11 protein-coding genes are annotated in these 11,466 nt (G+C 70.1%); 6 read left to right on the plus strand and 5 right to left on the minus strand.

Annotated elements, in window-relative coordinates:
- Positions 1 to 65 precede the first annotated feature (65 nt).
- The 3 genes from GH747_RS00515 to GH747_RS00525 are packed head-to-tail and all read right to left on the minus strand — an operon-like array spanning position 66 to position 3,254.
- Positions 66 to 815, minus strand: a complete 750-nt coding sequence (locus GH747_RS00515) for a cobalt-precorrin-6A reductase (RefSeq protein WP_149767278.1) — start codon at positions 813 to 815, stop codon at positions 66 to 68.
- Positions 812 to 2,335, minus strand: a complete 1,524-nt coding sequence (locus tag GH747_RS00520) for a cobyric acid synthase (RefSeq protein WP_149767280.1) — start codon at positions 2,333 to 2,335, stop codon at positions 812 to 814. The genes GH747_RS00515 and GH747_RS00520 overlap by 4 nt, the downstream gene beginning before the upstream one ends.
- 46 nt (positions 2,336 to 2,381) lie before the next feature.
- Positions 2,382 to 3,254 (minus strand): sigma-70 family RNA polymerase sigma factor, encoded by an 873-nt coding sequence (locus tag GH747_RS00525; RefSeq protein ID WP_149767281.1) that lies wholly within the window; start codon positions 3,252 to 3,254, stop codon positions 2,382 to 2,384.
- Positions 3,255 to 3,334: 80 nt separating this feature from the next.
- On the opposite strand from GH747_RS00525, the gene GH747_RS00530 reads away from it, so the two are divergent.
- Both GH747_RS00530 and GH747_RS00535 read left to right on the plus strand, forming a co-directional pair.
- Complete coding sequence (locus GH747_RS00530; RefSeq protein WP_149767283.1) at positions 3,335 to 3,718, plus strand: DoxX family protein; 384 nt, start codon at positions 3,335 to 3,337, stop codon at positions 3,716 to 3,718.
- A 24-nt stretch (positions 3,719 to 3,742) separates the two neighbouring features.
- Positions 3,743 to 4,378, plus strand: coding sequence for a maleylpyruvate isomerase N-terminal domain-containing protein (locus tag GH747_RS00535; protein WP_149767285.1), 636 nt, complete (start codon positions 3,743 to 3,745; stop codon positions 4,376 to 4,378).
- Positions 4,379 to 4,499: 121 nt separating this feature from the next.
- On the opposite strand, the gene GH747_RS00540 is transcribed toward GH747_RS00535, so the two are convergent.
- Positions 4,500 to 5,096 carry a TetR/AcrR family transcriptional regulator gene (locus tag GH747_RS00540; RefSeq protein WP_149767287.1) on the minus strand — a complete coding sequence of 199 codons (597 nt, stop codon included), beginning with the start codon at positions 5,094 to 5,096 and terminating at the stop codon, positions 4,500 to 4,502.
- A gap of 69 nt (positions 5,097 to 5,165) precedes the next feature.
- On the opposite strand from GH747_RS00540, the gene GH747_RS00545 reads away from it, so the two are divergent.
- The 4 genes from GH747_RS00545 to GH747_RS00560 all read left to right on the plus strand — a co-directional run bounded on the left by GH747_RS00545 (position 5,166) and on the right by GH747_RS00560 (position 9,829).
- Positions 5,166 to 6,656, plus strand: a complete 1,491-nt coding sequence (locus GH747_RS00545; RefSeq protein ID WP_149767288.1) for a flavin-containing monooxygenase — start codon at positions 5,166 to 5,168, stop codon at positions 6,654 to 6,656.
- 85 nt (positions 6,657 to 6,741) lie between these two features.
- Positions 6,742 to 8,031, plus strand: a complete 1,290-nt coding sequence (locus GH747_RS00550) for a cytochrome P450 (protein WP_149767290.1) — start codon at positions 6,742 to 6,744, stop codon at positions 8,029 to 8,031.
- Positions 8,032 to 8,198: 167 nt separating this feature from the next.
- The gene (locus tag GH747_RS00555; RefSeq protein WP_149767292.1) at positions 8,199 to 9,167 is read left to right on the plus strand and encodes an NADPH:quinone oxidoreductase family protein; all 969 of its coding nucleotides are present in this window, start codon (positions 8,199 to 8,201) and stop codon (positions 9,165 to 9,167) included.
- Between the two features lie 110 nt (positions 9,168 to 9,277).
- Positions 9,278 to 9,829, plus strand: a complete 552-nt coding sequence (locus GH747_RS00560; RefSeq protein ID WP_149767294.1) for a phage tail protein — start codon at positions 9,278 to 9,280, stop codon at positions 9,827 to 9,829.
- Positions 9,830 to 9,898: 69 nt separating this feature from the next.
- On the opposite strand, the gene GH747_RS00565 is transcribed toward GH747_RS00560, so the two are convergent.
- Complete coding sequence (locus tag GH747_RS00565; protein ID WP_149767295.1) at positions 9,899 to 11,428, minus strand: amino acid permease; 1,530 nt, start codon at positions 11,426 to 11,428, stop codon at positions 9,899 to 9,901.
- Positions 11,429 to 11,466 lie beyond the last annotated feature (38 nt).

Genomic DNA, 11,466 nt, shown 5'->3' on the forward strand with positions numbered 1-11,466 from the left:
AGCGGCGAGGAACGAGCCGCGTATCGAGATCCGGGTCTCGATACGCCCTCGGCTAGCGCCTCGGGCTACTCGACCAGCGGGGTGGAATGCACCCAGGCGGCCGCCGCGGCAGGGTCGCCGACGGTACGACCGGCGTACGACGTCGACCCGCGCCGTACGACGACGACCGGGATCCCCAGCTCGTCGGCGGCAGCCATCTTCGGCCAGGTGTAACGCCCGCCGGAGTCCTTGGTGACCAGCACGTCGATGCCGCGTTCGTGCATCAGCGCCCGCTCACCGTCGAGGTCGTACGGCCCGCGGTCGAGGCGGACGTCCCACGACTCGGGCACCGCGATTTCGGGAGGGTCGACGACCCGGACGACTGCCCGGTGCTGGCGCAGTGGCTCGACGAACCGGTCGAGCGGCTGGCGCCCGACGGTGAGGAACGGTCGTTCCCCGAGGCGGGCGGTCTCGCGCGCAGCCGTGTCGTGGTCGTCGACCCAGGTCCAGCGGTCCGCACCCGGAGCGTCCGCCCACCCGGGGCGCTCGAGACGAAGGAGGGGTACGCCGTCGGCCGCGCAGGCGGCGACGGCATTGGCCGAGATCCCCTCGGCGAAGGGGTGCGTCGCGTCGACGACGGCACGCACGTCGTGATCGCGGAGGTAGGCGCGGAGCCCGTCCACTCCCCCGAACCCCCCGACCCGCACCTCGCCCACGGGCAGCCGCGGACGCGCGACCCGGCCCGCCAGCGAGGAGACGACAGCGATGCCGTCGGCGTCGAGCAGTGCAGCGAGCTCGCGAGCCTCGGCCGTGCCGCCGAGCACGAGGACGTTCACCCGACGCCGCCAGGCGCGACCACGGGAAGCCCCGCTGGGGGGCCGTGCTCGATCAGCGTGAGGAGCGCGTCGACGTCGACGTGACGCTCGATCAGGTCGGCCAGCAGGTCGAGCCGCGCCGAGCGGGCCTCGGCGAAGGCGACCTCGCCCGGCGTCCAGTCACGTCCGACGGCCGCCGCCATCTCGGCAAGCAGCGTGCGCCGCAGGTCGTCCGACTCGAGGCTGCCGTGCCACATCGTCCCGAACACCATCCCGCGCCGGGCGCCCCCGAGGAACTCCGCGTCGTCGCCACGGGTGATCCGTCCGTGGTGGATCTCGTACCCGTGCGCGTCCACGCCGAGGGCCGTCCCGGTCGGCAGCCGCATCACCTTCTCGGCGTCGAACGTCGTCGTGACGTCGAGCAGCCCGAGCCCGTCCGCACGCGCTCCGACCTGACCCTCGACGCCTTCCGGATCGGAGATGCTGCGGCCCAGGATCTGGAAGCCGCCGCAGATGCCCAGCACCGGCCGGCCAGCGCGGGCGTGCGCGACCACCGCCGCGTCGAGACCCCGCTCGCGCATCCACGCGAGATCGGACAGCGTCGCGCGGGTGCCGGGGACGACGACGAGGTCCGCTTCCGCGACGCGCCGAGGGTCGCTGACGAACGTCACGTCGACGCCCGGCTCGAGACCGAGTGCGTCGACGTCGGTGAAGTTGCTGATGCGCGGCAGCCGTACGACCGCGACCCGCAAGGGGTCCGCGGTGTCGGCGCGGCGACCCTCGACGTCCATGCCGTCCTCGGAGTCGAGCCACACGTGCGGGCTCCACGGGAGGACGCCGAGCACGGGGCGTCCGGTCGTACGCGCGATCGCCGCGTTCGCCGGTGCCAGAAGCGTCTCGTCGCCCCGGAACTTGTTGATCATGAAGCCCCCGATCAGCGCCTGGTCCTCGGGCGAGAGCAGCGCGACCGTGCCGTGCATCGCCGCGTAGACCCCGCCGCGGTCGATGTCGCCGACGACGACCACCGGCATCGACGCGTGCCGCGCGAGCCCCATGTTGACGTAGTCGCTGTCGCGCAGGTTGATCTCCGTCGGGCTCCCGGCGCCTTCGCAGACGACCACGTCGAAGCGCGCGGCCAGGTCGTCGTACGCGGCGAAGGCCGCCTCGGCGAGGTGCTCGCGCCCGCGGGTGAAGTCACGGGCGTCGAGCGTGCCGCCCGGCCGACCCATGACGACGACGTGGCTGCGTCGATCACCCCCGGGTTTGAGGAGGACGGGGTTCATCGCGGGCTCCGGGACGGCACCGGCGGCGACCGCCTGGATCCACTGGGCGCGCCCGATCTCGGCCCCTTGGCCGTCGGGTCCCGCCCCATCGACCGCGCCGGCTCCGGCGACGACCATCGAGTTGTTGGACATGTTCTGGGCCTTGTACGGCGCCACCTTCACGCCGCGTCGCGCGAGGAGCCGGCAGAGCCCCGTCGTCACCACGGACTTCCCCGCGTCGGAGGTCGTACCGGCGATCATCAACGAGCGGGCGGGCATGAGGTCCAGCGTAGGAGCCCGCGTGCGCCGCGCCCGATCCGGGCAGCTAACCCGGAAGGTCCAGGGAGGCGAGGCGGTCCGGGTCGGTCGTCGACACGATCTCGAGGATGCGCCCGTCGACCACGGTGCACGCCATCACGGCGATCGGCCTGCCCTGCTTCCCCACCGCCAGGACCCCGGGCTCGCCATTCACGAGCACGGGTCGCGACGTCGCCGTCGCACCGGCTGCGAACTGTGCACGCGAGGCGACCTCCGTAGCGCCCAGCCTCACCACGACACCTCGTGCGGTGTAGCCGCGCCACCTCACGTCCGGGTCGAGCACCTGCAACAACCCCTCGAAGTCACCGGCCCTCGCCGCCGCGAGGAACGCATCGACCACAGCGCGCGCTCGGCGGCGTGGGTCAGAGGGACGAGGCGCCTCCTGCACCTTCCGACGCGCGCGGCTGGCGAGCATCTTGGCCGCGTCGGTCGACCGGCCGAGGATCTGACCGATCTCGTCGAACGGCACCGCGAACATGTCGTGCAGAACGAACGCCAGGCGCTCGGCCGGGCGAAGCGAGTCCAGCACCATGAGGAGCGCAACCCCGACCGAGTCCGCGAGCAGTGCATCGTCCTCGGGAGCCCCGTCGTCCGCGGTGACGACGAGGTCGGGCAGTCGGTCGTCGTACGGCGCCTCAGGCCGGGCTGTGCGCGATCTCAGTGTGTCGATGCAGACCCGGCTCACGACCGTCGTCAGCCAGCCGGCGAGGTTGTCGATCGTCGCCGCGTCCTGGCGCATCAGTCTCAGCCACGCCTCCTGCACCGCGTCCTCGGCGTCCGTCCGCGATCCGAGCATCCGATAGGCCACCGCCTCCAGGCGCCCGCGCTGCCCTTCGAATGCTTCCGCCAGGGCGTCGTCCCCCGCGTCCGGTCGCGTCATGCCGTTACCTCCTGCCAGCCAGGTCCGTCATACCTGATGACGGGCTCGCAAGGGCAGACGTAACAGACAAGGGGAAGCTCATGGACCTCGCACTGTGGATCATCGCCGGACTCCTGGCAGCAGTCTTCCTCCTCGCAGGCGCGAACAAGCTGTTCGTTCCTCGGGAGACGCTGGCGAAGGCCCCCGGCGGGGGTTGGGTCAACGACTTCAGCCCCCGCTTCATCAAGACCCTCGGCGCGCTCGAGATCCTCGGCGCGCTCGGCCTGATCCTGCCGGCTGCCCTGGGCATCGCACCGGTCCTGGTCCCGCTCGCGGCGGTCGGCCTGGCGACGATCATGGTCGGCGCGGCGATCGTGACGTACCGCCGGCACGAGGTCGCGCACGCGATCCTGGACCTGACGTACCTCGCCCTGATCGTCTTCCTGGCGGTCGGCCGGTTCGGTCCGGAGGCATTCGGGTCGTAGCGGGCGCGCCTAGGATTTCGTCGCATGGACCTTCGGGACGACTCCTTCGTGACCGCAGCGCACATCGCTCTCACTCTTGTCACGCGACCAGAGGTCGCCGCGCGGTGGGACACGCCGAGCACGTTGCCCGAGATGACGGTCGGCATGCTCGCCTGCCACCTCGGCCGGCAGACCGTCCGTGCGCACGAGCTGCTGCCGTTCGTCGCGACCGAGGCACCGCTGGCGAGCGCGATCGACCACTACCGGCGCGCGGCGTGGGTCACCACGAGCGACCTCAAGGACCCGGCGAACGACCGGTCGAACGACTCGGAAGACGCGGCTCTCGGGTTCGAAGCCCTGCGTACGCGTTGCGCCGCCGCGTTCGACGACGTGCGGGACGACCTCATGTCCGGTGCGGCCGCCGACGTGGTCGCGATCCCGTGGCAGGGCTGGAGCCTGCGGCGCCCCGACTTCCTGCTCACCCGGACGGTCGAGATCGTCGTGCACGCCGACGACCTCGCGCGCAGCGTGGACGTCCCGACGCCCGAGTTCCCGGACGACGTCTACCTTCCCGTGGTGCACCTGCTCGTCCAGCTCGCCGCCGAGCGCCACGGCCAGGCGGCGACGACGAGTGCGCTCGCGCGGCGTGAGCGGATGCCGGAGACGATCAGCGCGTTCTGAGGGTTTCGACTCGCTTCGCTCGCTCAACCAGCGGAGGGGGGAGGCAGCTCAACCAGCGGAGGAGCGAGGAGCTCAACCAGCGGAGGGGGGGTCGAGCTCAACCAGCGGAGGCGGGTGGAGCTCAACCAGCGGAGGGGGGAGGCAGCAGGAGCGAGCGGATGGTGTCCGTGAACGCGTGCACGTCGAGCGTCGGGTCGAGCGACCGCTGCGCGCCCAGCCCGATGCCGATGCTCAGCAGCACGAGCGCGACCTGGTCGGCGGGCACCGCCAGCCGCATGCCGGTCCGCGCCTGCAGGTCGAGCAGCATCGCGGCGATCGCGTCGCGGATCTGCCGGTGCCGCGCGGCAAGCTCGGTCGCGACGAACGGGCTGGTCCGGACCACGGCGGCGAACTCGACCTCGAGCGCCGTCCATCGAGGCTGCCCGAGGCGGAGCTTCAGCCAGCCTTCGAACGCGCCCAGCGAGTCCTCGTACGTCGTCACGGCGGCCAGCGCCGAGACGACCTCGACCACCATCTCGCCGTGGATCTGGTCAAGGACGGCGAGGCCGAGCTCCTCCTTGCTCTTGAAGTTCGAGTAGACCGCGCCCTTCGAGAACCCGGCCTCGACGGCGACGCGGTCGAGGCTCGTGGCGGCGTAGCCGTCGTCGAGGAAGAGCGTGCGTGCCGTCGCGATCAGCGACTCGCGCGTCTGCGCCTGACGTACTGCCCGGATGGACATCGTCCCCCTCACGTACGAATATGACATCAAGAGTGTTGCATTCCGCTCGGATACCGTTAGTATCTGACCGTGATCACCCAAGATATCGTCATCGTCGGCACCGGGTTCTCCGGCATGGGCATGGCCATGAAGCTCGCCGAGGCAGGGCGCGACGACTTCGTCATCCTCGAGAAGGCCGACGAGGTCGGTGGCACGTGGCGTGACAACACCTACCCGGGCTGCGCCTGCGACGTCCCCAGTCACATGTACTCGTTCTCGTACGAGCTCAACCCGCGCTGGTCCAACTCCTTCTCGGGGCAGCCCGAGATCTGGGACTACATGCGCAAGGTCGCCGACGAGCACGGCATCCGCAAGCGGATCCACTTCGGCAAGGAGGTCGTCGGCGCCCACTGGGACGACGACCGCCGGCGCTGGGCGATCCACACCTCCGACGGCGACGTGTACGACGCCCGCGTGCTGGTCTCGGGCATGGGCGGCCTGCACATCCCGAACGTCCCGCACATCGAGGGCGCCGAGTCCTTCACCGGTCCGCGGTTCCACTCGGCCGAGTGGGACCACAGCGTCGACCTGACGGGCAAGCGCATCGCCGTGATCGGCACCGGCGCGAGCGCGATCCAGTTCGTGCCGATCATCGCCGAGCAGGCGTCCCACCTCACGCTGTTCCAGCGGACGCCCCCGTGGGTGCTGCCGAAGCGTGACAAGCCGATCGGCGCGACCAAGCAGGCGATCCTCGAGCGGGTCCCCGGTGCCAATCGCGTCTATCGCGACGCGCTCTACTGGGCGCTGGAGTCCCGCGCGATCACGTTCAACGGGCACGTCCCGGCGTTCCTGAAGATCGCCGAGAAGGTCGTCCACGCCCACATCGCCCGCCAGGTCGAGGATCCTGCGATCCGCGAGAAGCTGACCCCCGACTACCGGCTCGGCTGCAAGCGCGTGCTGCAGTCGAACGACTACTACCGCACGTTCAACCGTGACGACGTGACGCTCGAGACCACCGGCGTCGCCCGGATCGTCCCCGAGGGGGTCGTGGACGCCGACGGGACGCTGCATGAGGCCGACGTCATCGTCTACGGCACCGGCTTCCACGTTGTCGACGCGTTCGACCACCTCAACATCACCGGCCACGACGGCGTCGGCATGGCGGAGCAGTTCCAGCGGGACGGCGTCGAGACCTACCTCGGCATCAACGTCACGAACTTCCCGAACCTGTTCCTGATGCTCGGACCCAACACGGCGCTCGGCCACAACTCGGTGGTCTTCATGATCGAGCAGCAGGCGAAGTACATCGTCCGGTCGCTCGACACGATGGACCGTCTGCGTGCGGACGTGATGGAGCCGACGCGGCTCGCGCAGGACGCCTACAACGCCGACATCCAGGAGCGCGTCAAGAAGGGCATCTGGACCCAGGGTGGCTGCACGTCGTGGTACCTCGACAGCCAGGGCAACAACCGTACGATCTGGCCGAAGTTCACCTTCCAGTACTGGTGGGACACCCGCAAGGTTCGCGAGGACGACTACGTCTTCAGCCGGTCGGAACGCAGGGATAAGGTCGCCGCATGAGCGCGAGGAGCCGGAGCGGAGGTACGCCGAGGTACGAGGTGTGCCGGAGCGAGGCACCGCAGCGCTCAGGCACGTTGGGCGCGGCATGAGCCTGCCCCCAGGACCGCGGTGGCCCGCTTCCGTCCAGACGGTGGCGTTCGTCGCGTTCCGGGGGCCCTTCTCCCGCATGCTCGTCCGCCGGTACGGACCCGCCTACACGATCCGCATCCATCCGGGTCCGCGCACGATCGCGACGGTCAGCGATCCCGAGCACATCAAGCAGGTCTTCGCCGGCAGCGCCGCGGAGTTCCACGCCGGCGAGGGCAACCAGGTTCTCCGCCCCGTGATGGGCGACCACTCGGTGCTGCTGACCGACGAGGCCGAGCACCTGCGGGCCCGCAAGCTCCTCATGCCGGCGTTCAACGGCGCGTCGCTTCGCGGCTACCGCAGCCTCGTCGACGCCCTCGCCAAGGCGGAGGTCGACCGCTGGCACGACGGTGAGCGTCTCGTCACGCACGACCGGATGAACGCCCTGACGCTCGAGGTGATCCTCCAGGTCGTGTTCGGCGTCACCGACGAGGACACGCTGCTCGCCCTGCGTCCGCGCATCCGCCGGATGGTGGAGATCGACCCGGTGATGTTCGTCGGGTGGATCTTCCCGCGCCTGCGGGCGTACGGGCCGTGGAAGCGCTACTTCGACAACCAGCGGCAGGTCGACGCGCTCATGTACGCGGAGATCGCGGCACGCCGTGAGGTGCCGGACCTCGACGCACGCACGGACGTGCTCTCACGTCTGCTCGGCGCGCGCGCGGAGGCCGGCGTACCAGCACTGACCGATGCCGAGCTCCGCGACCAGCTCGTCACGCTCCTGCTCGCCGGCCACGAGACGACGGCGTCGGCGCTGTCGTGGACGTTGTACGAGCTCGCTGCCAACCCGGACGTGCAGGCCGAGGCGCTGCGCGCCGCCGACGACGGGGACGAGGCGTTCCTCGAGGCATGCCTCAAGGAAGGCATGCGGCGGCATCCGGTGATCGACTCCGTCGTACGCCGCCTCACGACGCCACAGCGGATCGGACCGTGGGAGATGCCTGCGGGCACCGTCGTGTCGCCGTCGATCGCCGGCGTCCAGGCGTCGCAGAGCAGCTTCGCGCAGCCGCGACGTTTCCGGCCGCGGCGCTTCCTCGATGACGAGGTCGCCCCCAACACGTGGATCCCCTTCGGCGGCGGGGTGCGCCGGTGCATCGGCGCCGGGTTCTCGTTGATGGAGGGCACGGCGGTGCTGAAGGAGATCCTGACCCGCTACCGCGTGAGCGTGGACGGCGCCGAGGTCGACATGCTCCGCAACATCACGCACGTGCCGAAGCACAAGGCCGTGGTGACGCTCCACGCCCGCTGACGTCTCGAAGGGCTTGTCCTGAGGAGCCCGAGCTTGCGAGGGCGTCTCGAAGGGCTTGTCCTGAGGAGCCCGAGCTTGCGAGGGCGTCTCGAAGGGCTTGCGTCTCGAAGGGCTTGCGTCTCGACAGCCGGGTTACGACTAAGCGCCCGCTTAGGTAAGGTCAGGCCATGCGCGCAGTCCAGATCACATCGTTGAAAGGTCCCTCCGCCGTCGAGGTCGTCGACATCGACGCACCCGAGCCGGGACCCGACCAGGTCGTCATCGACGTCAAGGCGTCGGGTGTCTCGTTCCCGGAGGTGCTGCAGACGCGCGGCCTCTACCAGGTGAAGCCGCCGCTCCCCTTCGTCCCGGGCTCCGAGATCGCCGGCGTGGTGGTGTCCGCTCCGTCCGGGTCCGGGTTCTCCACCGGTGACCGCGTCGCCGCCTTCCCGATGCTCGGCGGCTTCGCGGAGCGCGTCGTCGCCAACACCGACCTGACGTTCCACCTCCCCGACAACCTGTCCTACGAGGAGGGCGCGGCGCTCCCCCTCAACTACCTGACCGCCCACTTCGCGCTGCTCAAGCGCGGCTACCTGCGCCACGGCGAGTCTGTCCTGGTCCAGGGCGCTGCGGGCGGCGTCGGCACGGCGTCCATCCAGATCGCCAAGGCGTACGGCGCGGGCCAGGTCATCGCCGTGACGTCGACCGACGCGAAGGGCGAGGTCGCCAAGGCGGCCGGCGCCGACGCGTACGTGCTCGTCGACGGGTTCAAGGACGCCGTCAAGGACCTCACCGGCGGTCGCGGCGCGGACATCGTCGTCGACCCGGTCGGCGGCGACCGCTTCACCGACTCGCTCCGGGCACTCGGCGACGACGGGCGCCTGCTCGTCATCGGCTTCACCGCCGGCGCGATCCCCGAGGTGAAGGTCAACCGCCTGCTGCTCAACAACATCGACGTCCGCGGCGTCGGCTGGGGTGCGTACGTGTTGAAGCGGCCCGGCTACGTCGCCTCGCAGTGGCAGGAGCTCACCCTGCACCTCGAGGCGGGCGTGCTCACGCCCCCGATCGGTGCACGTTTCCCGCTCGAGGACGCCGCACGTGCGCTCGCGTCGATCGACAACCGCGAGGCGGTCGGGAAGGTCGTCCTCGTCCCCTGACGCCGGCACCACCGGCGGGTGCAAGGCGGGGCGATGCGACCTTCGCGCTGCGCCACACTCCGTCCAGGCGTCGGCCCATCCGTGCGGCCCGCCGGGACGGAGAAGAGACCATGCGAGCTTCGGCGATCGCGGCGGTGGCCCTAGGCGCTGGCGGCCTGATCCTGGGTGGCGTCGTCGTCGCCCAGGCGGCCCCGACGACCGGCACCGTGAAGGTGTGCACGACCAAGAAGAACGTCGTGGTCAGCGCGACCAAGAGCGGCAGGTGCGCCAAGGGCCTGAAGAAGGTCACGCTCAACACGCGCGGACCTGTCGGGCCTGCTGGCGCACGCGGTGCCACCGGCGCGCGCGGGCCGGCGGGCGCGCAGGGCCCGGCCGGCACGACGGCGTTCGGCAAGGAGACAGGCTCGTTCGCCGCGGGTGCCGGCTACGGCTGCGTGCTCGGCGAGGTACGCCTGTACGCCGGCTACGTCGGTGCAGGTGTCCCCGCCAACGGGCAGGTCCTCCCGATCAGCACGAACACCGCGCTCTTCAGCCTGCTGGGCACGAGGTACGGCGGGAACGGGACGACGACCTTCGCCCTGCCCGACCTTCGTGCCGCCGCCCCGAACGGCCTGACCTACTTCATCTGCGTGGACGGCACGTTCCCGGCGCGGGTCGACTGAGACACAGGTCGAAGGTGCGCCGCGCCGGATCCCCCCGTGGCCCGGCGTGGCGCACCCTCAGTCGTGGGGTTACTCGGTGTTGCCCTTGAGGATCTCGTCCTCGATGGTTCCGCCGAGTCCTTCCTTCTCCGGGTCGTAGCCGTGCAGGCCTCCGGAGACGGCGTACTCCTCCTCCGGCGACAGCACCAGACGGTGGCGTCCCCAGAACGCGAACAGCAGGAGCATCACGGCGTAGATGACGACGATCGCGACGACCGCCGGACGGTAAGCCTCGTTGAGCAGCACGCCGATGAACGTGATCGCCGCGATCACTCCGGCGACGACCGCGCCGGCGACACCGACCGGGCTCACGTACGGGCGTACGGCGTTCGGGAACTTCCTGCGGAGCATCACGAAGGCGACCATCTGCAGGAAGTAGGCGAGGACCGCGCCCCACACCGCGATGTTCAGGACGATGTCGCCGGCCGCGGAGCCGACGATGTCCACGACGAACAGCGCCACGAGCCCGATCAGCGCACCGGCGACGAGCGCGACCCACGGGGTCTGCCGCGCACCGGTGAGCGAGAGGAACTTCGGGTAGTAGCCGGCTCGCGACAGCGAGTACATGTTGCGGCCGTAGGCGAACATGATGCCCTGCAGGCTCGCGAGCAGACCGATCAGCGCAAACGCCGACAACAGGGCGGCGAGGTCGGCCGACAGGAACGCCCGGAACCCGTCGAGCAGAGGCTCGTCGGACCCGCGGATCTCCTCGGAGCCCGTGACCGCCGGGTTGAGGAACAGCACGATGGCCGCCGTCGCGATCAGCGTGAGCAGGCCGCCGATGCCGGCGCGCGGGATGTCCTTCTGAGGCTCGTGCGCCTCCTCCGCCGCGAGCGGGAGCTCCTCGATCCCGAGGAAGAACCACATCGCGAACGGCAGCGCGTACAGGACGCCCTCCCAGCCGAACGGGAGGAAGTCGGAGTTGCCCGGGTCCGGCGCGATGTTGTTGAGGTTGTCGAAGTCGATCGCGCCGTTGGCGAACGCGAGGATCGCGAAGAGGACCAGGACGCCGATCGAGATGACCGAGACCACGATCGCGAACGTGAACGAGATCGCCGCGCCCAAGGTGTTGAGGCCGACGAACACGGCGTAGAGGACGATCCACCAGATCCACATGTTGTCGCTGAGGTCGAGCCCGATCAGCTCGTCGGTGATCGAGTTCGCGTAGCTCGCCGAGAAGAGGACGATCACGCCGGTGGTGAAGACGTACTCGATCGTCTCGGCCAGACCGGTGACGAAGCCGCCCCACGGACCCATGGCCGCACGCGAGAACGAGTACGCGCCGCCGGTGTGCGGCATCGCGGCCGACATCTCGCCGATCGAGAACAGCATGCCGAAGTACATGATGACGATGACGACGGTCGCGATGACCAGGCCGCCCCACCCGGCCATGTCCAGACCGAAGTTCCAGCCGGAGAAGTCGCCGGAGATGACGGCGCCGACCCCGATGCCCCACAGGCCCCAGAAGCCGGCGGCGCGCGTGAGCTGGCGCTTCTCGAAGTAGCCCTCCTGAGCATGGGAGTAGGTCGCCCCCGATGCCGTACGCCTCTCATCGGCCATCTCGGCTTCTCCTCTCGACGGACGCGTCGCTTGGACAG

This window comes from Mumia xiangluensis, from assembly GCF_010994095.1.
In the GTDB taxonomy this organism is placed as follows: Bacteria; Actinomycetota; Actinomycetes; order Propionibacteriales; family Nocardioidaceae; genus Mumia; species Mumia xiangluensis.

Excerpts from the sequence above, each read along its gene's own strand:
- GH747_RS00520 (WP_149767280.1), bottom strand. The coding sequence starts at position 2,335 with ATGCCCGCCCGCTCGTTGATGATCGCCGGTACGACCTCCGACGCGGGG.
- GH747_RS00525 (WP_149767281.1), bottom strand. The coding sequence starts at position 3,254 with ATGACGCGACCGGACGCGGGGGACGACGCCCTGGCGGAAGCATTCGAA.
- GH747_RS00530 (WP_149767283.1), top strand. The coding sequence starts at position 3,335 with ATGGACCTCGCACTGTGGATCATCGCCGGACTCCTGGCAGCAGTCTTC.
- GH747_RS00535 (WP_149767285.1), top strand. The coding sequence starts at position 3,743 with ATGGACCTTCGGGACGACTCCTTCGTGACCGCAGCGCACATCGCTCTC.
- GH747_RS00540 (WP_149767287.1), bottom strand. The coding sequence starts at position 5,096 with ATGTCCATCCGGGCAGTACGTCAGGCGCAGACGCGCGAGTCGCTGATC.
- GH747_RS00550 (WP_149767290.1), top strand. The coding sequence starts at position 6,742 with ATGAGCCTGCCCCCAGGACCGCGGTGGCCCGCTTCCGTCCAGACGGTG.
- GH747_RS00555 (WP_149767292.1), top strand. The coding sequence starts at position 8,199 with ATGCGCGCAGTCCAGATCACATCGTTGAAAGGTCCCTCCGCCGTCGAG.
- GH747_RS00560 (WP_149767294.1), top strand. The coding sequence starts at position 9,278 with ATGCGAGCTTCGGCGATCGCGGCGGTGGCCCTAGGCGCTGGCGGCCTG.
- GH747_RS00565 (WP_149767295.1), bottom strand. The coding sequence starts at position 11,428 with ATGGCCGATGAGAGGCGTACGGCATCGGGGGCGACCTACTCCCATGCT.